General features: G+C 40.7%; 24 protein-coding genes, 1 pseudogene and 1 other annotated feature. Of the genes and pseudogenes, 2 read left to right on the top strand and 23 right to left on the bottom strand.

Annotation, left to right across the window (positions count from 1 at the left end; all coding sequences use genetic code 11):
- Positions 1-14 precede the first annotated feature (14 nt).
- The 3 genes from era to ybeY are packed head-to-tail and all read right to left on the bottom strand — an operon-like array spanning position 15 to position 1,804.
- The gene (gene era, locus O3599_RS06415; protein ID WP_247939232.1) at positions 15-914 is read right to left on the bottom strand and encodes a GTPase Era; all 900 of its coding nucleotides are present in this window, start codon (positions 912-914) and stop codon (positions 15-17) included.
- Between the two features lie 16 nt (positions 915-930).
- Positions 931-1,326, bottom strand: a complete 396-nt coding sequence (locus tag O3599_RS06410; protein WP_000378166.1) for a diacylglycerol kinase family protein — start codon at positions 1,324-1,326, stop codon at positions 931-933.
- Positions 1,307-1,804: an rRNA maturation RNase YbeY gene (ybeY, locus tag O3599_RS06405; protein WP_000275156.1), complete on the bottom strand. Its 498-nt coding sequence runs from the start codon at positions 1,802-1,804 to the stop codon at positions 1,307-1,309. Before ybeY ends, O3599_RS06410 begins: the two co-directional genes overlap by 20 nt.
- A 104-nt stretch (positions 1,805-1,908) precedes the next feature.
- Between ybeY and pavA the strand changes: the two genes are divergently transcribed.
- Positions 1,909-3,564, top strand: coding sequence for an Rqc2 family fibronectin-binding protein PavA (pavA, locus tag O3599_RS06400; protein WP_000006744.1), 1,656 nt, complete (start codon positions 1,909-1,911; stop codon positions 3,562-3,564).
- A 59-nt stretch (positions 3,565-3,623) separates the two neighbouring features.
- Here pavA and O3599_RS06395 read toward each other — a convergent pair whose 3' ends face one another.
- From O3599_RS06395 to O3599_RS06335, 13 genes and pseudogenes are all read right to left on the bottom strand, one after another.
- Positions 3,624-5,330 (bottom strand): glucosaminidase domain-containing protein, encoded by a 1,707-nt coding sequence (locus O3599_RS06395; RefSeq protein ID WP_247939233.1) that lies wholly within the window; start codon positions 5,328-5,330, stop codon positions 3,624-3,626.
- Between the two features lie 97 nt (positions 5,331-5,427).
- Positions 5,428-6,414: a dihydroorotate dehydrogenase gene (locus tag O3599_RS06390; RefSeq protein WP_238095967.1), complete on the bottom strand. Its 987-nt coding sequence runs from the start codon at positions 6,412-6,414 to the stop codon at positions 5,428-5,430.
- Positions 6,377-7,177 (bottom strand): dihydroorotate dehydrogenase electron transfer subunit, encoded by an 801-nt coding sequence (locus tag O3599_RS06385; protein ID WP_247939234.1) that lies wholly within the window; start codon positions 7,175-7,177, stop codon positions 6,377-6,379. Before O3599_RS06385 ends, O3599_RS06390 begins: the two co-directional genes overlap by 38 nt.
- A gap of 248 nt (positions 7,178-7,425) precedes the next feature.
- Entirely contained in the window at positions 7,426-7,806 is a 381-nt protein-coding gene (locus tag O3599_RS06380) for a VOC family protein (protein ID WP_000157156.1), read from the bottom strand.
- A 58-nt stretch (positions 7,807-7,864) separates the two neighbouring features.
- Positions 7,865-8,224, bottom strand: coding sequence for a 50S ribosomal protein L20 (rplT, locus tag O3599_RS06375; protein WP_000124834.1), 360 nt, complete (start codon positions 8,222-8,224; stop codon positions 7,865-7,867).
- 51 nt (positions 8,225-8,275) lie between these two features.
- Entirely contained in the window at positions 8,276-8,476 is a 201-nt protein-coding gene (rpmI, locus tag O3599_RS06370; protein ID WP_001125943.1) for a 50S ribosomal protein L35, read from the bottom strand.
- Positions 8,477-8,508: 32 nt separating this feature from the next.
- Positions 8,509-9,039 (bottom strand): translation initiation factor IF-3, encoded by a 531-nt coding sequence (gene infC / locus O3599_RS06365; RefSeq protein ID WP_000848180.1) that lies wholly within the window; start codon positions 9,037-9,039, stop codon positions 8,509-8,511.
- Positions 9,040-9,054: 15 nt separating this feature from the next.
- Positions 9,055-9,186, bottom strand: a sequence feature (ribosomal protein L20 leader region).
- A gap of 160 nt (positions 9,187-9,346) precedes the next feature.
- On the bottom strand, positions 9,347-10,531 hold the full coding sequence (locus O3599_RS06360; protein ID WP_247939845.1) for an ABC transporter permease: 1,185 nt from the start codon (positions 10,529-10,531) through the stop codon (positions 9,347-9,349).
- Between the two features lie 3 nt (positions 10,532-10,534).
- Positions 10,535-11,122, bottom strand: a complete 588-nt coding sequence (locus tag O3599_RS06355) for an ATP-binding cassette domain-containing protein (RefSeq protein ID WP_247939846.1) — start codon at positions 11,120-11,122, stop codon at positions 10,535-10,537.
- Positions 11,123-11,154: 32 nt separating this feature from the next.
- On the bottom strand, positions 11,155-11,343 hold the full coding sequence (locus O3599_RS06350; RefSeq protein ID WP_247939847.1) for a hypothetical protein: 189 nt from the start codon (positions 11,341-11,343) through the stop codon (positions 11,155-11,157).
- A 178-nt stretch (positions 11,344-11,521) separates the two neighbouring features.
- Positions 11,522-13,762, bottom strand: coding sequence for a DNA internalization-related competence protein ComEC/Rec2 (locus tag O3599_RS06345; RefSeq protein ID WP_371512315.1), 2,241 nt, complete (start codon positions 13,760-13,762; stop codon positions 11,522-11,524).
- Complete coding sequence (locus tag O3599_RS06340) at positions 13,746-14,396, bottom strand: helix-hairpin-helix domain-containing protein (RefSeq protein WP_247939849.1); 651 nt, start codon at positions 14,394-14,396, stop codon at positions 13,746-13,748. Before O3599_RS06340 ends, O3599_RS06345 begins: the two co-directional genes overlap by 17 nt.
- A 66-nt stretch (positions 14,397-14,462) precedes the next feature.
- A pseudogene (locus O3599_RS06335) lies at positions 14,463-15,031 on the bottom strand (GNAT family N-acetyltransferase).
- A gap of 171 nt (positions 15,032-15,202) precedes the next feature.
- Here O3599_RS06335 and ald point away from each other — a divergent pair.
- Positions 15,203-16,315 carry an alanine dehydrogenase gene (ald, locus tag O3599_RS06330; RefSeq protein ID WP_247939851.1) on the top strand — a complete coding sequence of 371 codons (1,113 nt, stop codon included), beginning with the start codon at positions 15,203-15,205 and terminating at the stop codon, positions 16,313-16,315.
- Between the two features lie 56 nt (positions 16,316-16,371).
- Here ald and O3599_RS06325 read toward each other — a convergent pair whose 3' ends face one another.
- From O3599_RS06325 to O3599_RS06295, 7 genes are all read right to left on the bottom strand, one after another.
- Positions 16,372-17,367, bottom strand: a complete 996-nt coding sequence (locus O3599_RS06325; protein WP_023947760.1) for a PhoH family protein — start codon at positions 17,365-17,367, stop codon at positions 16,372-16,374.
- A gap of 84 nt (positions 17,368-17,451) precedes the next feature.
- The gene (locus O3599_RS06320) at positions 17,452-17,667 is read right to left on the bottom strand and encodes a YozE family protein (RefSeq protein ID WP_247939852.1); all 216 of its coding nucleotides are present in this window, start codon (positions 17,665-17,667) and stop codon (positions 17,452-17,454) included.
- Between the two features lie 8 nt (positions 17,668-17,675).
- On the bottom strand, positions 17,676-18,530 hold the full coding sequence (gene cvfB / locus O3599_RS06315; protein WP_247939853.1) for a S1 RNA-binding domain-containing protein: 855 nt from the start codon (positions 18,528-18,530) through the stop codon (positions 17,676-17,678).
- A 62-nt stretch (positions 18,531-18,592) separates the two neighbouring features.
- Positions 18,593-19,150: a ribosome recycling factor gene (gene frr / locus O3599_RS06310; protein ID WP_001262225.1), complete on the bottom strand. Its 558-nt coding sequence runs from the start codon at positions 19,148-19,150 to the stop codon at positions 18,593-18,595.
- A gap of 8 nt (positions 19,151-19,158) precedes the next feature.
- Positions 19,159-19,896: a UMP kinase gene (gene pyrH / locus O3599_RS06305; RefSeq protein WP_000002996.1), complete on the bottom strand. Its 738-nt coding sequence runs from the start codon at positions 19,894-19,896 to the stop codon at positions 19,159-19,161.
- Between the two features lie 83 nt (positions 19,897-19,979).
- The gene (gene trmFO, locus O3599_RS06300; RefSeq protein WP_247939854.1) at positions 19,980-21,314 is read right to left on the bottom strand and encodes a methylenetetrahydrofolate--tRNA-(uracil(54)-C(5))-methyltransferase (FADH(2)-oxidizing) TrmFO; all 1,335 of its coding nucleotides are present in this window, start codon (positions 21,312-21,314) and stop codon (positions 19,980-19,982) included.
- A 192-nt stretch (positions 21,315-21,506) separates the two neighbouring features.
- The coding region (locus tag O3599_RS06295; RefSeq protein ID WP_371512312.1) for a nucleotidyltransferase at positions 21,507-22,506 on the bottom strand (1,000 nt) is incomplete at its 5' end.

The following is a 22,506-nucleotide window of genomic DNA, read 5'->3' as shown; positions in this document are numbered from 1 at the left end:
GAGCCCACCTCTACTTAGTATTCTTTTTCATTATAGCCAAAGTCAGCCAAATCTAGTTTTTTATCACGCCAGTTTTTCTTAACCTTGACCCAAGTTTCTAGGAAGACCTTGTCTCCTAGCATGAGCTCGATATCACGACGGGCCATGCTACCAATTTTCTTAAGCATAGCGCCACCTTTACCGATGATAATCCCTTTCTGACTATCGCGCTCCACCATGATGGTTGCACGGATGTACACCTTGTCTGTCTCTTCGTCTCGTTTCATAGAATCCACAACTACAGCAACTGAGTGAGGAATCTCTTCACGCGTTAAATGAAGAACCTTCTCACGAACCATTTCTGAAACCAAGAATCGTTCTGGATGGTCTGTGATTTGATCAGATGGGAAATATTGGAAACCTTCGTCCAGATTTTCACTCAAAATATCCACTAGACGAGAGACGTTATTCCCTTGAAGAGCTGAGATTGGAACGATTTCCTTAAAGTCCATTTGATTACGAAAATCATCAATCTGAGACAAAAGCTGGTCTGGATGAACCTTATCGATCTTGTTCACCACCAGAATAACAGGAACCTTAGCAGCCTTGAGACGCTCGATAATCATATCGTCCCCCTTACCACGCGCTTCATCAGCAGGCACCATGAAAAGAACGGTATCCACTTCACGAAGGGTGCTATAGGCAGATTCGACCATGAAATCTCCGAGAGCTGTTTTAGGTTTGTGAATCCCTGGTGTGTCGATAAAGACAATTTGCTCCTTATCAGTTGTGTAAATTCCCATAATTTTGTTGCGCGTTGTCTGCGCCTTGTCACTCATAATGGCAATCTTTTGCCCCATGACATGATTTAAAAAAGTTGACTTCCCAACGTTGGGACGTCCTAAAATGGCTACAAAGCCTGATTTAAAAGTCATAATTTCCTCTTGCTATTTAAAATAATAAATCCCAGATTCGTGGGAGAAAAATCAATGCGCCTGTTAAGGCTGCGAAAAGAGAGACCACTAATACCGCGCCAGCCGCCATATCCTTGGCATTTTTAGCCAGCATAGAAAAGTGATAGTGACTGGCCAAATCCACCACATTCTCGATAGCAGAATTGATAATTTCAAAGGCTACTACCAAAAAAATGCTCAATAGGAGAAAGAGCCATTCGATTCGTGACACCTGAAAAACAAAACCTGCGAGGATGACCACGAGAGCCGTCACCGCATGTTTTCGCATATTGCGTTCTTCCTTTATGGCAGTAAAAATTCCTGTAAGAGCAAATTCTAAACTGGATATCAGGTCACGATTTTTCCATTTTCGTTTATTGTCTTGTGAGTCCATAGGCTGTCAAAATTTCTTCTTGTAAACCGAACATCTCCGCTTCTTCTTCCGGAGTGTAGTGATCATAGCCGTTAATATGTAAAAAGCCGTGTACTGCCAAGAAGCCCATCTCACGCTCAAAGCTGTGGCCATATTCCTCAGCCTGCTCATGAGCCTTATCAATAGAGATGAACAATTCCCCAATATAGGCATCAAACTCAGACATCATCTCTGCTAATTCTGGATTTTCAAGCAAATCTTCTTCGTCAAAGGCAATTTCCAACTCTGGTTTATATTCAAGGCTGATGACATCTGTCGGACGGTCGGTGTCACGGTACTCCAGATTGAGTTCATGACTACGCTCATTGGTCACAAAGGTAACTGCCATCTCCTTGTCTTCTTTTCCTAATTTTTGGGCTGCAAATTCCAAAATCTCTTGGGTTTGTTGCAACATTTCTTTTGAAACTTGACCAGTTTCATCTACCATTTCAATATACATGTGCTTCTCGTTTCTCTTTACTTGGCTTTATTATACCACATTTCCATGATTTTATTCTACCTTTTTGATATAATACTATGGAATACAATCACAAGGAGAGAACGATGTCATTTGACGGATTTTTTTTACACCACATGGTTGAGGAATTGCGAAGAGAATTAGTGAATGGTCGCATTCAGAAAATCAATCAACCTTTTGAACAAGAGTTGGTCTTGCAAATCCGTAGCAATCGCCAAAGTCATCGCCTGCTCCTTTCTGCCCATCCAGTTTTTGGACGCATTCAGCTGACCCAAACAACTTTTGAAAACCCAGCCCAGCCTTCTACCTTTATCATGGTTTTAAGAAAATATTTGCAGGGTGCCCTGATTGAGTCGATTGAGCAAGTGGAAAATGACCGTATTGTGGAAATTACGGTTTCTAATAAAAACGAGATTGGGGACCATATTCAGGCTACCTTGATTATCGAAATTATGGGGAAACACAGTAATATTCTACTGGTCGATAAAAGCAGTCATAAAATCCTCGAAGTTATCAAACATGTTGGCTTTTCACAAAATAGCTACCGCACCTTGCTTCCTGGATCGACCTATATCGCTCCGCCAAGTACGGAAGCTCTCAATCCTTTTACAATCAAGGACGAGAAACTTTTTGAAATCCTGCAAACACAGGAAACGACAGCTAAAAATCTTCAAAGCCTCTTTCAAGGTCTGGGACGCGATACGGCAAATGAATTGGAAAGGATACTGGTTAGTGAAAAACTTTCCACTTTCCGAAACTTTTTCAATCAAGAAACCAAGCCATGCTTGACTGAGACTTCCTTCAGCCCAGTTCCTTTTGCAAATCAGGTGGGAGAGCCTTTTGCCAGTCTTTCTGATTTGTTGGACACCTACTATAAGGATAAGGCTGAGCGCGACCGCGTAAAACAGCAAGCCAGTGAACTCATTCGTCGTGTTGAAAATGAACTTCAAAAAAATCGTCATAAGCTTAAAAAACAAGAAAAAGAGTTACTGGCGACAGACAACGCTGAAGAATTTCGTCAAAAGGGGGAATTACTGACAACCTTCCTCCATCAAGTTCCTAATGACCAAGATCAGGTTATCCTAGACAACTACTATACTAATCAACCTATCACAATTGCGCTTGATAAGGCCTTGACTCCCAACCAGAATGCCCAACGCTATTTTAAACGGTATCAGAAACTCAAAGAAGCTGTCAAATACTTGACTGAGCTGATTGAGGAAACCAAGGCAACCATTCTCTATCTGGAAAGTGTAGAAACCGTCCTCAACCAAGCTGGACTAGAAGAAATCGCTGAAATCCGTGAAGAATTGATCCAAACAGGTTTTATCCGCAGAAGACAACGGGAGAAAATCCAGAAACGCAAAAAACCAGAACAATATCTAGCAAGCGATGGCAAAACCATCATCTATGTCGGTCGCAATAACCTGCAAAATGAGGAGCTAACCTTTAAAATGGCCCGCAAGGAGGAACTTTGGTTCCATGCCAAGGACATTCCTGGAAGCCATGTTGTCATCTCAGGCAATCTTGACCCATCTGATGAAGTCAAGACAGACGCAGCAGAGCTGGCCGCCTACTTCTCTCAAGGACGCCTGTCAAATCTGGTGCAGGTAGATATGATTGAAGTCAAGAAACTCAATAAACCAACTGGTGGAAAACCAGGCTTTGTCACTTACACAGGACAAAAGACCCTCCGTGTCACACCAGACCCAGAAAAAATTGCATCCATGAAAAAATCCTGATTTTACTTGAAATCAGGATTTTTAACTTATACTCACTCAAATCATATCCAATTATAGGACTAATCTTTACCACCTAGCTTCTCATTGATTTTCATCATCACACTAGCAATTTTTTCGCCCCAATAAGGGTCTGACGCATATTCAACATTCATACCAGATGCCTTGTTTCCAAGGAAAGTTCTACCCCTATCGATATAATTTTCCTTAATCCACTTGGTTGCACCTAAAATTCCCTTATCCACATCATCAAATGTCTTGGCAGAAAGGTAAGGTGTCGTATCATAGGCTGTAATTCCAAAGAAATTATTCTTATCTTTGGCAATCTTACTTCGTCCCCAATCACTTTCTAAGGCACTATGGGCAAGGAGGTATAGAGCATTGATATGGTAATGTTCTTCTGCTTCCTTAAAGGTAGATCCCTTATTTTCCAAGAGGCTATTATTAATATTTAACAAACTAAATACCTTATCCAAGTCTTCAGCACTATAGTTTGTAGCCTCTGTCAAATCTTTAAAAAGGAAGGGATTTTCAAGGTTAAAACCATCAAAATGCAGCCCATCTGCCGAATAATATTTCTTGCCTACTTCCATATCAGAAAGATGAGCAGCTACTGGGATACTAGCATTCTGAGCCACATAGTGATAAAAACGATGTCCATCACTCTCATAATAAGGGATAAAATCCTTACCAGCATCTAGCGCTTGTAAATCTTCTGTTTTCATATAGCCTGACAAACCAGAAATAGTAATAGCCAGGCGCTTGTCATCACTTTTTCTATCCTTATCTAGCCAAACAACACTACCTTGCGATATATAGGACAGCTTTTCACCATCTGCATTATAGATATTTGCAGTCACTGGAAGGACCTGATAATAATCAGAGCTAGTCTTGGACTCCTTATTCCACTTTCCATCGTTTCCTAGCTGATGACCATCAATAGTCTCATTTTTTGCCATGTAGCCACCGGATTTGAAGTAGTACCAGGCTTGACTTTTAGAATCGTATACCCATTCTTTATCAGCCATTTTGCCATCAGATTTTAGATAAAACCATGACTCCTTATCCAAAATCCATTCATTGGCTGCCATATAGCCACCGGATTTTAGATAATAATAGTGACCATTTTCGAAAATCCATTCTTTATCAGCATGATTTCCATTTTCTTTGATATAAAACCAAGATTGGTATTGTTTGTCAAAAAGCCAACCTTGCTGTACTTTAGCACCACTAGCACTCACATAAGCCTGTTCAATCCACTGACTTGTCAGTAAATAACCACCTGATTTGAAATAATAGTCCTTACCCTTGATTTGGAGCCATTCTTTCTCTGCGTGTTGTCCATCTGCTTTGATATAAAACCAAGCATCATATTGAGAATCATAGACCCAGTCTTCTATTACCTTGGCACCTGTAGCACCGACATAGGAAGCTCCTAGCCAAGCATTTCTTTTCATCTTTCCATCTTGGTCAAGATAATAGAGGACTCCCTTGTCTTCTATCCATTCTGACTTGGCCATATAGCCACCAAATTTGAGGTAAAAATAGTCGTCACCTTGCTTTAGCCATTCATTTTCAGCATAGTTGGCATCTTCTTTTATATAAAACCAAGATTGATAGTGAGCATCAAAAATCCACTCATTAGCTGCTTGATTCCCATCTGCTTTCAGGTATTGTTTTCCTTGCCAAGTACCATCACTAGCCATTGCACTCTCTGGTCTGGCTAAGAAAAATAGCAGAGCTAAAAAAACAAATCTCAATTTCTTCATAAACTTTCTTCCTCTGTTCTTTCTATTTTATTGTATCAAAATTCTCTATAATCAATATTACAAACTGATAAAAAATCAAGAACAGATTGATTGCAGTTTACCTCAGAGACTCTTTTACTTCCTTGCGTAGATTTTCTAGACTGCTGATACCATATTTATCCATAACCTTTGGTAAATTTTCGATAATATCAGGACAGGCGTAAGGATTGGTAAAGTTGGCTGTTCCAACTCCTATAGCAGATGCTCCAGCCAGATACATTTCTAGGGCAGCTTCAGCCGAATCCACTCCTCCCATTCCAATGATAGGCAGGTCTGTTGTTTGGGCGACTTGGCGGATAAGTTTGAGGGCTACTGGAAAGACTGCTGGACCAGACATTCCACCTGTTCCATTGGCCAAGATTGGTTTTCTGGTTTTGAGGTCAAAACGCATTCCAACCAGAGTATTAATCATAGTCAAGCCACTTGCTCCTGCATCCTCTGCTGCCTTTGCGACAGTAACGATATCGGTCACACTAGGGGTTAATTTGACATAAACTGGCACATCAGAGGCTTCCACAGCTGCTTTCACCACATCATAAGCTAAATCTGGATCTTGACCAATCAAGAGTCCATGATTACAGTGATCTACGTTGGGACAAGAAATATTGAGCTCAATAGCCTTCACATTAGTTGCCTTGGAAATACCATGAGAAACAGCCGCATACTCTTGTTTTGAAAAACCAGCTACATTGGCAATAATAGGAAGATTTGGATATTCTCTTTCCAACCAAGGTAGCTTTTCAGCCAAAACAACTTCCAAACCAGGATTTTGCAAACCGATTGCATTAAGCATACCAGCGGGTGTTTCTGCCACCCTTGGAGTTGGATTGCCAAAACGGGGTTCAAGAGTTGTCGCCTTGATCATAATAGAACCCAAAAGGTCTAAATCATAGTACTTGGCATACTCTTGACCAAAACCAAAACAGCCTGATGCTGGAATAATCGGATTTTTCAAATCCAAACCAGGTAGAGAAACTTGTAAACGATTTGTAGTCATAATTTTCTCCTTATAATACAACTGTTCCTGTACGGAAAACAGGGCCATCTTCACAGACGCGTTGGCTGACCGTCTCGCTTTCTGGCACTTTTAGGACGCAGGCATAGCAAGCCCCCATCCCACAAGCCATACGAGATTCTAGAGATAGATAGGCTCTTGGGTGGTCATAAAAGGTTTGATTGATATACTTCATCATTCCAGGCGCCCCACATGAGTAAACAGCATCAAACTGACTGTCTAAATCATTAATGACGACGGAAACATTGCCCTTAATACCATAAGAACCATCATCTGTCGTTACAAAGACTTGACTATATTGGGCTAATTCTTTTTCAAGGATAACAGCATCCTTATTAGCAAAACCGAGGACTGTCACTACTTTCACTCCACGTCCATGCAATTCCTTGGCAACCTCAAGCAAGGGTGGAACACCAATCCCCCCACCAACGAGAAGAACCTGGCTCTGCTCATCTAGGTCAGACAAGTCAAAACCATTCCCCTGAGGCCCCATCACATCAAGAGTATCTCCCTGACTTAAGGTTGAGAAAATAGCTGTCCCAGTTCCCTCAATCCGATAAATGAGATGACACTGCTTCTTAACCTTATCGATAGACGAAATTGAAATAGGGCGACGCAAAAGATGAGCATCATCAGGCACACGCAGATGAAGAAATTGGCCAGCTCGCATGGCTTCAACCATTTCTCCTTCTAGGACTAATTCAAAGATTGCTGGCGCGATTTCCTCCTGTGCAACCACCTTCATGGTTTCCAAACGGATGGCACCCAAGCGTTTCTTACATGTGGGATTCATGACTTTTCCTCCTTAAATTTTAAGGGGACCAGATAAATAAAAGACCTTGCGATTGCAAGGTCTCAGTTAAAATCATACAAAACAATAGAGCACACTCAAAAAGTCTCCTCTAGAAAATTGTACTATTCTTTTATCTGACACCTTGTGAGTCTCTCTGGACTCCCCTTAAAGGTTAAATTTTTATTAGTATACTCTTTCAGCTAAAAAAAGTCAAGTAGAAAACGAACATTCTACTTGACCTCACGAGATTATTTTTCACGAATGACTTCGACCTTGTAGCCATCAGGGTCTTTAACAAAGTAATAGTTAGGTGCAGTTCCAGGTAGACCATTTGGCTGAGTCACTTCATAGCCTTTTGCACTGTGCTCTTGATGAAGAGCTTCAAGATCAGGTGTACTGAGGGCGATGTGGGCAAACCCATCTCCAACCACATAAGGACCGTGATCGTAGTTATAAGTCAATTCCAACTCATAGTCGTCACCCTCAAGACCTAGATAAACAATCGTGAAGGCATGATCTGGAAAATCTCTGCGACGCAATTCTTTAAATCCAAAAGCATCTTGATAAAATGCGATTGATTTTTCAAGGTTTTCTACTCGCAAGCAAGTGTGTAGCATTTTTGAAGCCATATTTTTCTCCTTTATTTTTAAAAAGACTGGGACAATCCTGTTCCAGTCTTATCTGTTATTATTTACCAAGTTTTGCTTTAGCTGCATCTGCAAGAGCTGTGAAAGCTGCTGCATCGTTAACAGCCAAGTCAGCAAGCATTTTACGGTTAACTTCGATCTCAGCCAATTTCAAACCATGCATCAATTGTGAGTATGAAAGTCCGTTCATACGAGCTGCCGCGTTGATACGAGTGATCCACAATTTGCGGAAGTCACGTTTTTTCTGACGACGGTCACGGTATGCATAGTAGTAAGAGTTCATTACTTGTTCTTTTGCAGTACGGAACAAGATGTGTTTAGCTCCATAGTAACCTTTTGCTAATTTAAGAATACGTTTACGACGTTTGCGTGATACAACGCCACCTTTAACACGTGCCATGTTTTATTTCCTCCAAATATTTCCTAGAATTGTTTACTTACAGTCAAGCTATTATTTCAAGCGAGTAAGCATTGCTTTGATACGTTTGTAATCTCCTGAATGCACCATAGATGCTTTACGAAGATGACGACGTTGTTTCTTAGTTTTTCCGTGGAAACGGTGAGAAGTGTAAGCACGGAAACGTTTAAGTCCACCAGAACCTGTACGTTTGAAACGTTTAGCTGATGCGCGGTGTGTTTTTTGTTTTGGCATGATTTTTTCTCCTTTATTTAACTTTCTGACAATTATTTTTTGTCAGTTGCTGGCGCCAATTGCATGAACATTTGACGTCCATCCATTTTAGCACGTTGTTCGATGATTGCAATATCTTGAGTTGCTTCAGCAAACTCGGCTAAAACTTTTGCACCAATCTCTTTATGGGTAATCATACGACCCTTAAAGCGAATAGATACCTTAACTTTATTTCCTTTTTCAAGGAATTTGCGTGCATTGCGAAGTTTTGTATCAAAGTCACCCTTGTCAATAGTTGGACTTAGACGAACTTCTTTCACAGTAACAACACTTTGTTTTTTACGTTGTTCTTTTTGCTTCTTCTGGTACTCAAATTTGAACTTACCGTAGTCCATAATTTTTGCAACAGGCGGTTTGGCTTGGGGTTGAATCAACACTAGGTCAACATTAGCGTTATCAGCCAAAGCTTGCGCTTCACTGAGTGGCTTGATGCCTAACTGTTCTCCCTCAAGACCGATCAAGCGAACTTCACGTACACGAATCTCATCATTGATGAATAAGTCTTGCTTTGCTATGGTTTTCACCTCTTTTGTTTTATTAGAGAAAAACAATAGCGGACTCGTAAATATACAAGCCCGCACGTTATGATAGCGTTTCTTAGAAACTTTTCATCCGTAGGGCCAGGCAACTTAATGTCACAAGGCGAGAAGCTCTCACTTCTGCTTTTCTCAACTTTTATATGATACCAAGTTTTCTAGTCCTTGTCAAGATAAAAAGTTATTTTTTTGAAAAGTTTGTGTTTGTATTTTGGCTTGGTTTTCGAATCAAAAAGAGAGAATCAAGTTGATTCCCTCTCTATGTTAGTTTTTACTTATTTTCCCTATAGGAAAGCTAGGATTTATTAAAAAATTCTTTTTTCTGTGAACTTCCCCATCTTTCGATAAATAGAATCCCCACTAACAAAAGGATAATCAGACAAGGAAGTAAGACAATTCCCATGCTCCAATTCAGATTGACATTATCAATTTGCTTGGGCAATCTTCCAGATAAAATCTCCACTGAACGCAAGTAAGTAAAGGGAATCAGATGTGCAATCTTTTGGAGAGGCTGAATTGTTTGAATGCCAAACAATAAGCCAACAATCCCAATAAGTGAAAGAAAGAGGACAGGCATTTTTTGCTTGAAAAAGTAAGCAATCAAGTACACTACTTCCACAATGATGATAAAAGCTAAGAAAGCTAGTAACAAGCTAGGAAATAACACATCTTGTATTTTTCCAATAGTTACCTCTTGATTCACTAAGCTATAAATCGGGTAGGGATAATCTAACTGTCCAAAACCACTTATCAGACTTCCCACTAGAAAAGAAAATCCACAGATTCCGATAAACAGCACAGTTACATAGCCCACTCCAACTCCAAGAGAAGACATTGCAAATGCCACTTTTGAAAAAGGATATAACTGAGCTGTGTCCAGATGATTTTGATATCTTTCTGCAAAAAGTTGTGTCAGCATAAAAATAATCGCAATCACAAACAAGGTTGGGATGATAGCCGCTAAAATCCAGACAATCTGATCAATCCCGTGGGTCGGATAATCTAAATCGTGGGCTTTTATGTTCAAGGGATACAGGGCTTGGTAAGTCTTTCGTTCGCGGTCAACCGCTATTTTTAAGTCCGAGCTAGAAGTTGGGTCATTTGATACAGTTTCATAACTCTTTTCCTCAGCTTGCCACTGCAAATAGTAGGCTTCTTCCCAGCGTCCTTCTTTTAATAAAGTCAGAATTTCTTTCTTTTGCGTCAAAAGATTTTTTTGCAAGTCTAAATTTTCTTTAGCAAACTGGTATTCCTCCGTGCTGGTGTCAGACATTTGGGAGAGCTTCTCTTCATTTTCATTGATAGCTCTCTCGTTGGCTGCAGTACGAGTTTCCAACCTGTTCTCCAAGCTGACATAGTTTGCAGTCCGACTATTGAAATAAAAGGTAACACCGAGTCCAGATACAAATAAAGCTAAGATAATCCAGTTTAAGCGACTTTTGAAAACTTTCTTCAATAAAAATAGACTAACATCTTTCATAAACTAAACCTCTTCTATCTGACCCTGATAAATGGTTACTATTGTATCGCATACATCAACTAGTTCTTCTTTGTAGTGGGAACTTAAAAGAACCAGCTGTTCTTGTCTATCGATTTGTGATAGTCTATCAAAAAACTTCTGTCGATAATACTCATCTAAGCCATTTGTAATCTCATCCATGAGCCAGCATTTCGCCTGACTGAGGAAATACATGGCAATCACCAAGCGTTGCTTCATGCCTAAGGAATACTTGCGGATGGGAAGGCTGATATAGTCAGACATTTCCCAATAGGCGATTTCATCCCTCAAGTTTAGGTTGGACTTCCAGATATTTTTTATGAGATGAAGGTAGTCCATCCCACTTAAGTTTCCATCCAGCCATTCAACGCTCTCATAATAAAACAAAGAAGGAGAGGCTGCGATATGTCCACTACTAAGGGGAAGCAGCTTGCTCATAGCTCGGAACAGGGTCGTCTTTCCAGAGCCATTGATAGCAAGAAGGCCATAAATCCTACCCTTTTTAAAGGTGAAATCCGCATCTTGCAAGATGACTTGTCGCGTTTTTAAGGTAACATGAGTAAGCCTTAACATATCCATCTCTCCTTCTTCTAAACGTTTAACTATTAATATCCGCCAGTATAGTAGTTTATGACCTCAAAACGTTCATAATTCCAGCCTCCGCCAACTCTATACTCAGAATAGCTGTCATAACGAGACCATGACGGAATCCAAATATATTGATGTTCGTGATAGTTGGTAGTATACTCCCAAACAGTATTCCAATCATACCGATAACTCTTAGTGACTGTCACAGCAGATACACTGGACTGAAAAAGACCAATAGATCATAAACTAACTAATTAAACGGTTTTTGCTAATTTTTAATGATTTTATATCATCAATATTGAAGACGCTTTCATTATATCGTTTTTATCATTATTATGCAACAGATTTTTAGTTTATTTTACTAATATATAATATTTGTCCTTCCTATCGAACACTTTCGATTTTCCAACTATTCAACCCCTTAAAGCGTATAGCTCCTTGCTGGTCAGTTCGGTAAACTTTACTATTGATACCTTCCAGTCGTGTCAAGATTTCCTGATAGGGGAGTTTCGTTCGATTGTTCTTTCCAACTGAAATGAGAGTAAACTCTGGTTTGAGTGTTTCTAGAAAGGCTAAACTTGATGAGGTTTTAGAGCCATGTTGGCCAGCTTTCAAAACATCCACTTCTAGGTCAGGATACTGCTTCAGCAATGCCTTCTCCCCCTTCTCCTCCAAATTTCCTGTGAAAAGAAAGTTTTTATCCAAGAGTTTTCCATACAAAACCAGGGAATCTTCATGACCTCCATCTCCAATTTTCCTTGGAGATAGGACTTCTAACTGACTTCCAAAAATTGTCAACTTCTCTCCTACTGTCAAACTGCGCACCTTGGTTTGAGTTGCCTGTAGTTCTACCACAAATTCCTTCTGTTTCAAACTACCTTTTGACACTAAAATCTCCGCTACATGGAAAGCCTTGGTCACCTCCAACAAATCTCCAACATATTCCTTGTCCGTATTGGTCAAAATTAGCTGGTCAATCTTGGATACTCCGCGACTTTTGAGATAGGGTATCAAGGTTCGCTGGGCATTACTGGTCGTCGCCTTTTCTTGCCATTTTTCGATTTTCTTATCAGATTCTGCCTTGCCACCTACATCTATGAGAATGGTTTTCCCAGTTACATCCCGTAGGAAAATACTTTCCCCTTGCCCCACATCCAGCATGGTAATTTCATTTTCCAGTGGATACTTGGTCAGGAAAAAGAGACCTGTAATCAATAAGCTCAATACTGCTAGCCTTTTAATGTTTTTCCTCAAATCATAAACTAAAGCCAAGGAAATTAACAATAGGATTAAAAGGCATGCATTGGGTTGTCCAAAGACCAGAGGCCTACTTGCCACCTGCGACACCAAGCGAATCATTCCCTCCAACCATTCAAAGATAAAATTCAGCTGAATGACTGGATAGAGAAAGGAAAGGGCAAATATGATAGATAAGAGCGGTAAGAAGACCAAGTCAAATAGAAAGGAAAAGACAAAGGTCAAAAGGATAGACCAAGGCTGAAATTCTGCAAAATAGAAGGATAGGATGGGTAATATTCCCAAGGAAATGACTAGACTTTCTCTAGCAACAGCCTTGAGGCCTTCTCCTTCTTTGCTGGTCATGGTCAAGATAAAAGCATAAGCACATGACAAAACTCCTCCTGCAGTCAGGAAAAAGTTAGGCATAATGATAAATAGGACAAGGACCGTCAAGGCAAAATTATCAAAGCCCTTAACCCCATGTTGAGCCAGTAGCTTTTGCAAGAGACTGCGAATAACCGAAGTTGAAAATCCTGTCAGACCAGCATAGAGAATGGAAAAGGGATAGGTCAGCCATTTCAACTTTTCTTGGGTCAAGCCCAATCGCAAGAGTAGTTTCTTAAATCCATCCATGAAAAATCCTACCTGCATACCAGACAGGGCAAAGAGGTGGATAATTCCTAGACTGGAATAAAGCTCATTCATCTCCTCAAAGTCCGTGTCCAGATGTCCTAATAGAAGCCCCGTCATGTAATTGCGCATAGGATCTGGAAAATGCGTCTTAATCCAAACTACAGCCTTTCGACGTAAACTGGACAGGTTTTCACCTATATCCCAACTACCAACCTTTTGAAGTGACTGGATTTTTTTGATATTGAGAGTCTGGTAAATCCCCTGAGTTTTCAGATAGGCCTGATAGTTAAATCCACCAAAATTCCTCTGCCCCTCTGGCTCCGAAAGTTTTCCTTCTAGTCCTATCTCATGAAGATCTGTTAAAGCTTGAAAGGATTCTTTCTCCTCCTCGGATTGGAGTTTATAATAGACTTGAAAAATGCGTTCATCAGACTTACCACGAAAGGACAGACTATCACCATTGACCTTAATAGTGTCAGGCAAAATCCGTACCCTTTCAACAGAATCCGCTAGGTTTTGACTAGCTTGACTCTGTTGCCAAGTTTGAAACAGAAACCAGAATCCAAAGATTCCACAAATCACTAGAACTTTGCCTGCTGATTTCCAAGGAAATTGAATAAAGAGGCAGACTAGCAGAAAAACAAAGCCCAACAAAGCAAGATAGGATGCAGAAAAAATGGCGTAGTAAAGCCAGAGCAATAGAAAACTCAGGTAAATTAGGGGAATGGGGAAATTCTTAATCCACTGTAACATAATCTTTTAGCTTTTCTATGGTCTTGGTACCAATTCCAGAGACTTTCTTGAGTTCATCTACTGACTTGAATTTCCCATTTGATTCACGATGGTCGATAATGTCCTGAGCTCGTTTTCCTCCCAGTCCCTTGACCTGCTTGAGTTCTTCCAGACTGGCCTTGTTGAGATTGACCTTCTTTTCCTTGCTTGTCGAAAAATCCGTCCCCGAACCAAACTGTTGACTAGCTGCTTCTTCTCCCTTAGTGGGAACGTAAACCAGAGCCTCATCACTGACTTTCTGAGCTAGATTGAGCGACTTGCTGTCTGCTTGCTCTGTCAAGCCACCAGCTTTCTGCACTGCATCATTGACCCGACTTCCAACTGGTAAATCATAAATCCCTGGTGATTTGACAGCACCTTTCACATCTACTGTGATTAGATCTTGTTCAAGGGGTTCTTCCTTTTCTTCCTTCTTCACTTCCTTTTCGGTTAATGAATCCTTGGAAACAGCTGCAACTTCTGCCTGCAAATTCGTTTCTTTGACAGGTGTGTGTGGAGCTGGCTTTAGCAGGAAAAATCCTCCTACAAGCAAGCCCAGACCAGTACAGATGACAATGATTTTATACTCTTTGATTTTTTCGATAATTGCTTCCATATTTTCTCCTCTCTTAGATTATTCGTAAAAGGAAGAAAAAACAGTTGAAAAATTCTTCTCAACTGCTTATTTATTTGCAAAATAGTCTTCCTTGGTCAATACATAATGAACTCTTGTCACGATTCGGCCTTCTTCATGCTGGTCCATACAAGCATATGGTTCTACATAGGAAAAAAGCATGCCTGATTTCTCCATGACCTTTCCTGACGCGGGATTAGCCTTATCGTGTAAAGCAACTAACTTATTCATTCCTAACTTCTCAAAAGCTAGCTCAATTACGGCACGATTGGCTTCTGTCGTCAATCCTTTATTCAAATACTTTTGGTTGATAATGTAGCCAATAGCTGCCTTCTTAAGAACAGGATCAATCTTGTGCAAGTCAATGGTTCCAATAAAATGACCATTGCTTTTTAGTTCTATTCCCCAACGTCCCAAGGGATTGGCCAAGTAGAACTGAGCAATATTATTTTTGGTTTCTTCTACATTTTGATTGGTTAGAAAAGTGTAACGTGTATTATCCTTGTCCGAGGCATAGGCAAACATTGCTTCCGTATCATCCAAGGTTAGAAATCTAAGCAATAAACGCTATGTCTCCACTATTGGATACTGGCTAGTTTTAAAGAGATTGATTCCATACGTTTCTACCATTCAAAAGTATTTTCTATCAGTCTAGCATAAAAAAGAAGTGATAACAAATTTTTCTTGCTTTTTAAAGCGGTTTCATATAGAATAAAATCATCACCTTATTTTATAGATAATTGTGATAAATCATTTACAACCCGTCAATAGAAAGGGAGTTTTTCTCTATGTTAATCGGAATTCCAAAAGAAATTAAGAATAATGAAAACCGTGTTGCCCTCACACCTGCTGGTGTCCACAGCTTAGTCGGCCGTGGTCATCGCGTCCTTATCGAAACAAATGCTGGTCTCGGTTCTGGCTTTACTGATGCTGACTATCAAAAGCAAGGAGCTGAGATTGTCGCTACTGCTGGTGAAGTCTGGGCAGCTGAGTTAGTCGTGAAAGTAAAAGAACCACTAGCTTCTGAATATGGTTACTTACGTGACGACCTGCTTCTCTTCACCTACTTGCACATGGCCGCTGCTCCAGAATTAGCAGATGCTATGTTGGAAGCAAAAACAACAGGGATTGCCTATGAAACTGTCCGTGATTCCCAAGGTCAGTTACCACTCCTCGTACCTATGAGTGAGGTTGCAGGCCGTATGGCAGTCCAAATCGGGGCTCATTTCCTAACTAAGCAAGCAGGAGGTTCTGGTGTCTTACTGGGTGGTGTGCCGGGTGTACCTAAAGGGAAAGTAACCATCATCGGTGGCGGTGTCGTAGGGACCCATGCTGCTCGAATTGCGCTTGGTCTTGGTGCTCAAGTGACCATCCTTGATATCAGTGCTAAACGTCTCTCCGTTTTAGAGGAGGTCTTTGGCCACCAAATTCAAACTCTCATGTCCAATTCATTCAACATCGAAGCCAGTGTGAGAGATGCGGATGTTGTTATTGGGGCGGTTCTCATTCCAGGTGCCAAAGCACCAAAACTGGTCACAGATGAGATGGTCAAGCAAATGCGTCCAGGCTCTGTCATTGTGGACGTTGCCGTTGACCAAGGGGGCGTTATCGAGACAGCTGACCGTGTGACAACGCACGATGAACCTGTCTATGAAAAATACGGCGTTCTCCACTATGCCGTTGCCAACATCCCTGGTGCGGTAGCCCGTACTTCTACCATTGCCCTAACCAATGTCACTCTTCCTTATATCGAAGCTTTGGCTGGCAAAGGATTCGCACAAGCAATCTCTGAAGATGAAGGCTTGCGCCAAGGTGTGACCACTTACCAAGGTTACTTAACCAGTCTTCCAGTAGCCCAAGGTCTCGATAAAAAACATACTCCAATTGATGAACTAGTATAAAAAATCTAATTATCAGATAAAAGAAAGAGCAAGTCCACCTGAACTGCTCTTTTTTGTTATTCTGTTTCTTCTTGGACTTCTTCACGCTCTTCATTTTTAATTGGAGCTGGTTCATAAGCTCGGATAATCTGAGCGACAACAGGATGGCGAACCACATCCTTAGCTGAAAAATGAACAAAGTCAATCTGGTGAATGTTCTTGAGCTTTTCTTGGGCATCAATCAAACCGGACTTGACGTTACGCGGAAGGTCAATCTGACTGATATCTCCATTGACAATCATCTTAGAATTAAAACCTAAACGAGTCAAGAACATCTTCATCTGCATGATAGTCGTATTTTGCGCCTCATCGAGAATGACAAAGGCATCATCCAAGGTTCGTCCACGCATATAGGCAAGGGGCGCAATCTCGATAATTTCACGCTCCATGAGTCGAGTTGTTTGGTCTTTTCCCAGAATCTGATACAAGGCATCATAAACAGGTCTAAGGTAAGGATCTACCTTCTCTTTAAGATCACCCGGAAGAAAACCTAGACTCTCGCCAGCTTCCACTGCCGGGCGTGTTAGGATAATCCGCTTAACCTGACCACGTTTAAGAGCTGTCACAGCCAAGGTCACTGCAAGGAAGGTCTTCCCTGTACCTGCTGGCCCAATTCCAAAGGTCACATCATGCTGTTTAACACTGTCCACATAAAGTTTTTGACCCAAGGTTTTGACACGGATAGGCTTCCCAGTATTATCCTTGATGATTTCTTCTTCGTAAAGGGCGACAAACTTGTCGATTTCATCGTTTTTGACCATGCTAATTGCAGTCACCACATCTGGCGTCCCAACCGTCATTCCACGATTTACCAAGACCATCAAAGCCTGAATAACCTGACGTGCTTCCTCACAAGCAGCCTCTTCTCCCAAAACCTGGACAATCTCCGTACGAGCATGAATCACCACATCAAGCTCTTCTTCCATCAAACGAAGATGGCGTTCATTGGAACCAAAAAGATGAAACAAGTCATCTGGATGACTCAGTTGAATGTCTATTGAATGTTCCTTCAAATAAAGAACCTCTCTAATCCTTTTATTTCTTTTTATTATAGCAAAGGGGCGGAGAAATTACTAGCCCAACCCCAGTGAATCATGCTAGTGTTCTAAGTATTCTTGCCAGATGGCGTCAAAGTCTCCTAAGTTAAAAGAGAAACTGGCATGTTCCTCCAAAAAGCGACTCACCTGATCGAAATCATCCGTATGTTTTGGGAAGGCTGACTCCTCAAAGGCAAGATCCGCTAAAATTGCTTTGGGACTATTACTTTTAGGATTACGCTCTGTCATAAGCCAAGTATAAAATGATTTTCGCATAAGCCTCCCTAAATTAACTCAGTACCAAACTGGTCTTGTTTAATCTTTCCAGCTTTCATTAAACCACCAAGCGCTTTTTTAAATTGACCTTTAGAAATACCAAAGGTAGCCTTGATGTCATCTGGTGATGATTTGTCATTTAAGGTCATAAATCCACCATTACTTTCCAAGTAAGTCAGAATCATTTGTGCATCGTTTTCTAACATCTCAAAAGAACGTGGTTTGAGGGAGAGGTTCAATGTGCGGTCCACTTCACGAAAACCAATAACACGCGCATCCAACACTTGCCCCAAACGTGGCTCTGCATAGCGCTCGCTAGGATGGATAAAGCCAAGCATGTTGTTTTCTGGCAGGTAAACAAAGGTTCCTGACAGCTTGAGACGGTATACAATGGCTGGCCAGTTTTGGTTCTGCATATTGTTGTAGGCAGGACGAGCCAGACTTTGGAAGTCTTCTTGATAAGCCAAAAGGCCCCAGATACGATCTTTCTTGTCCACTTCAAGACGGATGTAGAGTTGATCGCCCTTCTTAGGCCAGAGTTCCTTGAGCTCAGGGAGAATATCGAGTGACACAACGATTTCTTTATCAGGAAGGCCTGTATCCACAAAGACACCCAAGTCTTTACGAACTTCCGTTACAGTTCCCCAACCAAATTGGTCCTGAGTGGCAGTCACTTCTAAGGTTGTCAGGCGGAGTTTTTGCTTCATATCTGTATAGGCGAAACCTTTGACCGTATCCCCTACTGTATGTTGACCTTCTTCCTTAGCAAGAGCATAGGTTTGGCCATCCTTTTGCACAAAGTAAAAACGGTCGTTTTCATCGATGATCAGTCCAACGATAAAACTTGCAAGATTTGTATTCATATTTCCTTCTTTCGAATAAAACTCAGCCAGCAATGCCAACTGAGTTTTTCTGTTTTTTATTTTTAGACTTCCAAAAGTTCTTTCTCTTTGTTGGCAGTCATGTCGTCGATGTGTTTAACAGCATCGTCTGTTACTTTTTGAATGTCTTTTTCAAGAGTCTTCAATTCGTCTTCAGTGATTTCTTTTGCTTTTTCTTGTTTCTTAGCTTCGTCCATAGCATCGCGACGGATATTGCGGACAGCCACTTTAGCATTTTCGCCAACCTTCTTCACTTCTTTAGCAAGGTCACGACGAGTTTCTTCTGTTAGAGCTGGGATAACCAAGCGAATCACAGAACCATCGTTAGCTGGTGTGATACCAAGATCAGAGGCATTCAAGGCACGTTCGATGTCTTTCAATGAAGACTTGTCAAATGGTGTCACCAACAAAACACGCGCTTCTGGAATGGTAATTGAAGCGATTTGGTTAAGAGGAGTCTCTACTCCATAGTATTCTACATGTACACGGTCAAGCAAGCTTGCATTGGCACGACCTGCACGGATACCACCAAATTCACGAGCAAGTGATTGGTGAGACTGGGTCATTCTCTCTTTAGCTTTTTCAATAATTGCGTTAGCCATAATCTTTCTTATTCCTTTTCTTCGATATTGTTTGAAACTGTTGTTCCGATATTTTCACCAAATACGACACGTTTGATGTTGCCTGGTTGGTTCATGTTGAAGACAACCAAGTCAATGTCGTTATCCATTGAGAGGGTTGAAGCTGTTGAGTCCATGATACGGAGACCTTTATTGATAACGTCACGGTGGGTCAATTCTTCAAATTTAACAGCTGTCTTGTCTTTCTTAGGATCGGCATTGTAAACACCGTCGACACCATTTTTAGCCATAAGGATGGCATCTGCTTCGATTTCAGCTGCACGAAGAGCCGCTGTTGTATCTGTTGAGAAGTATGGTGAACCAATTCCAGCACCAAAGATAACGATACGGCCTTTTTCAAGGTGACGAAGGGCACGTCCACGGACATAAGGCTCTGCCACTTGTTGCATAGCAATAGCTGTTTGCACACGCGTATCAACCCCAACTTGTTGCAATGAATCTGCCATCACAAGAGCATTCATAACAGTCCCAAGCATTCCTGTGTAATCTGCCTGAACGCGGTCCATACCTGCTTCTGCTGCAGGTTCTCCACGCCAGAGATTTCCTCCACCGATAACAAGGGCAATTTCGATACCTAAGCTATGAACTTCTTGAATCTCTTTTGCGATTGTTTGAACTGTTTGGATATCAATCCCTACGCCACGTTCACCGGCAAGGGCTTCACCTGATAACTTGATTAAAATACGTTTATACTTGGGATTCGCCATTTTCACTCTCCTTTTTTTATCCTACCTATTTTATCACAATTTCTAAGATTTTTATAGTATCATGAGCAATTCTTTCAAAAAAATTAGACAGTTAAAAATTCCTCTAAATCACTGAGGGCACGCTCAGCAATTTTTTCATAACGAGCCTTCTTATCACGAATACGCTCGCCTTCCAACTCCTTGATGATTCCGAAATTGACATTCATTGGTTGGAAATGTTTGCTATCCGCATGGGTGATGTAATGAGCTAAGCTTCCGATAGCCGTCGTCTCTGGGAAAATAGCTTGGCTTTCTCCCTTGAAAAGACGAGCCGCGTTAATTCCCGCAACCAAGCCTGACGCTGCTGACTCGACATAGCCTTCCACACCCGTCATTTGACCAGCAAAGAAGAGGTTTGGCTGTTTCTTGGAACGATAGGTTTGCTCAAGAAGATTTGGTGAATCCATATAAGAATTGCGGTGCATGACACCGTAACGAACAAACTCAGCATTTTCAAGACCTGGAATCATTTGGAAGACACGCTTTTGTTCTCCCCATTTGAGGTGGGTCTGGAAACCGACGATATTGTAGAGGCTACCAGCCGCATTGTCCTGACGAAGCTGGACAACTGCATAAGGTGTTTTAAATTCTCCATCACGAGGTCCTGTGTAGTCATCTGGATACTCCAAACCGACTGGTTTCATAGGACCATAAAGCATGGTTTTAATACCTCGTTTAGCCATGACTTCGATTGGCATACAGCCTTCAAAGTACTTTTCTTTTTCAAAAGAATTAAGCGGTGCTTCTTCCGCATTGACCAAGGCTTCATGGAAATCCATAAATTCTTGCTTGGTCATAGGGGCATTGAGGTAGGCAGCTTCTCCCTTATCATAACGAGATTTTAGATAGACCTTGCTCATATCGATAGTGTTGACATCGATAATCGGCGCTGCCGCATCGTAGAAATAGAAGCCATCGCCATCATTAAGGGTGTGAATCTTTTCAGCCAGGGCATCACTAGTCAAGGGACCAGTAGCGACAACTGTGATAACATCTGTCGGTAATTCTGTAATTTCATCACGCACCACTTCAATCAAGGGGTGGTTAGCCACTTTTTCGGTCACCATTTGAGAGAAACCATCGCGGTCCACCGCAAGAGCTCCTCCAGCGGGAACACGTGTAGCTTCAGCAGATTCCAAGATAACAGAACCCAAGCGACGCATTTCTTCCTTGAGAAGACCAACTGCATTTGTCAAAGCATCCCCACGAAGAGAATTAGAACAAACTAACTCAGCAAAATTGTCTGTTTTGTGCTGGGGTGTTGACTTGACACCACGCATTTCATAAAGTTTAACTGGAATACCACGTTCTGCGATTTGGTAGGCTGCTTCTGACCCTGCCAAACCAGCACCGATAACATTGATATAAGATTGAGACACGACACTAATACCTCTTTGGGTGGAACCTAAGTTCATATCAAAACAAGGCACTGGCTTGTTTAACACCCACAAATCTTTCTATTTTTTCTTCTACTAGTATAACAAAAAAAGGGAAGAAGGCAAACTTCCCTGTTTAGTCATTTTCTTGATGTAAAGAGATAGTGAGTATTCCAATTAAAAATCAATTATATGCTACTCTATAAAATCTCTTCCACGTAACGGATCGATAGGGACTGTTATTCTATCTCTTGCTATAACCGTATTATCTAAAACAGCATAACATTCAACATAGTGGTCTCCTTTAAACTGAGAATCTTCGTGATGTTTTATTTTACCTGAAAAAATAGCACCACGCTCACAATTTCTTCTAATCGCCTCAGCTCCAATATTTCTTACTTTCCAATAATATTTAACATCAGACAAAAGATTATCTGGAATATCTGATTTTATAATTTCAAAATCAAGAGATTTTCTATTTTTAATCTTAAATCTACTTTTTAAAAAGTCTGAAAGAAGTGCTTTTCGAAAACCATCTTGTGTAATTTCACACTCCAAAACAATATTATATTCGATATTAACATTAAACAATTCATCAATAAATTCTTCATTCGAAGCTCGATTTGTTGTAGAAGTGGATTGAGCGAATTTTCTACCAAATAGCTGTCTATAAACTTCAGTAAGTTTCTCTTCTGAAGCGTCTTCTATTTTCTTTAGAGCTTGCTTAGCTTTATTGACAAATTTTGCTCCATCATTATTATAAATCTTTTGATTACTACCTAAAGCATACCAATACTCTCTATTTTTATCTTGGTTTGAAAAGTATTCAAAAATATCTTTCAAGAGAATATTGTAATCAGAGTAATATATTTCAGAAATACCTTTATCATCAATTAAATCAGATATCAAAGTATCTATCAACAACCCCTTAAATGAAAAGCCCATATGATTTTTCCATTGTCGTATGAGCCTTGTTAAGTTAGAAAAATGATTATTAAAATTCGAATTTAAAGATTTAGATTTTTCAATTTCAGGCTTTGGTTTAGTAGTTTTCCAAGAGCCTCTGTTACGAGAATCAGGATATTTAAAATTACCATCAGATTGTTCGAAAGCTGGAACTAACTCAATTTTTCCACCATCCGAAAAATCAATAACAACGACCTGTCCGTCTCCTTTTATTTTTGTATTTGGGTAT

The sequence above is a fragment of the Streptococcus sp. 27098_8_103 genome (genome assembly GCF_041432345.1).
Lineage (GTDB): Bacteria > Bacillota > Bacilli > Lactobacillales > Streptococcaceae > Streptococcus > Streptococcus mitis_BV.
Note: the sequence above shows the minus strand (reverse complement) of the source record. Positions and strands in the feature narration are given on the sequence as shown.

What these genes read in the sequence shown, in the direction of transcription:
- rpmI (WP_001125943.1), bottom strand. Translation starts at nt 8,476, where the DNA reads ATGCCAAAACAAAAAACACACCGCGCATCAGCTAAACGTTTCAAACGT.
- pavA (WP_000006744.1), top strand. Translation starts at nt 1,909, where the DNA reads ATGTCATTTGACGGATTTTTTTTACACCACATGGTTGAGGAATTGCGA.
- O3599_RS06380 (WP_000157156.1), bottom strand. Translation starts at nt 7,806, where the DNA reads ATGGCTTCAAAAATGCTACACACTTGCTTGCGAGTAGAAAACCTTGAA.
- ybeY (WP_000275156.1), bottom strand. Translation starts at nt 1,804, where the DNA reads ATGTATATTGAAATGGTAGATGAAACTGGTCAAGTTTCAAAAGAAATG.
- O3599_RS06410 (WP_000378166.1), bottom strand. Translation starts at nt 1,326, where the DNA reads ATGGACTCACAAGACAATAAACGAAAATGGAAAAATCGTGACCTGATA.
- rplT (WP_000124834.1), bottom strand. Translation starts at nt 8,224, where the DNA reads ATGGCACGTGTTAAAGGTGGCGTTGTATCACGCAAACGTCGTAAACGT.
- O3599_RS06385 (WP_247939234.1), bottom strand. Translation starts at nt 7,177, where the DNA reads ATGAATCCCACATGTAAGAAACGCTTGGGTGCCATCCGTTTGGAAACC.
- O3599_RS06345 (WP_371512315.1), bottom strand. Translation starts at nt 13,762, where the DNA reads ATGTTACAGTGGATTAAGAATTTCCCCATTCCCCTAATTTACCTGAGT.
- pyrH (WP_000002996.1), bottom strand. Translation starts at nt 19,896, where the DNA reads ATGGCGAATCCCAAGTATAAACGTATTTTAATCAAGTTATCAGGTGAA.
- O3599_RS06360 (WP_247939845.1), bottom strand. Translation starts at nt 10,531, where the DNA reads ATGAAAGATGTTAGTCTATTTTTATTGAAGAAAGTTTTCAAAAGTCGC.
- O3599_RS06355 (WP_247939846.1), bottom strand. Translation starts at nt 11,122, where the DNA reads ATGTTAAGGCTTACTCATGTTACCTTAAAAACGCGACAAGTCATCTTG.
- O3599_RS06340 (WP_247939849.1), bottom strand. Translation starts at nt 14,396, where the DNA reads ATGGAAGCAATTATCGAAAAAATCAAAGAGTATAAAATCATTGTCATC.
- cvfB (WP_247939853.1), bottom strand. Translation starts at nt 18,530, where the DNA reads ATGAATACAAATCTTGCAAGTTTTATCGTTGGACTGATCATCGATGAA.
- frr (WP_001262225.1), bottom strand. Translation starts at nt 19,150, where the DNA reads ATGGCTAACGCAATTATTGAAAAAGCTAAAGAGAGAATGACCCAGTCT.
- O3599_RS06395 (WP_247939233.1), bottom strand. Translation starts at nt 5,330, where the DNA reads ATGAAGAAATTGAGATTTGTTTTTTTAGCTCTGCTATTTTTCTTAGCC.
- ald (WP_247939851.1), top strand. Translation starts at nt 15,203, where the DNA reads ATGTTAATCGGAATTCCAAAAGAAATTAAGAATAATGAAAACCGTGTT.
- O3599_RS06390 (WP_238095967.1), bottom strand. Translation starts at nt 6,414, where the DNA reads ATGGCCCTGTTTTCCGTACAGGAACAGTTGTATTATAAGGAGAAAATT.
- O3599_RS06320 (WP_247939852.1), bottom strand. Translation starts at nt 17,667, where the DNA reads ATGCGAAAATCATTTTATACTTGGCTTATGACAGAGCGTAATCCTAAA.
- era (WP_247939232.1), bottom strand. Translation starts at nt 914, where the DNA reads ATGACTTTTAAATCAGGCTTTGTAGCCATTTTAGGACGTCCCAACGTT.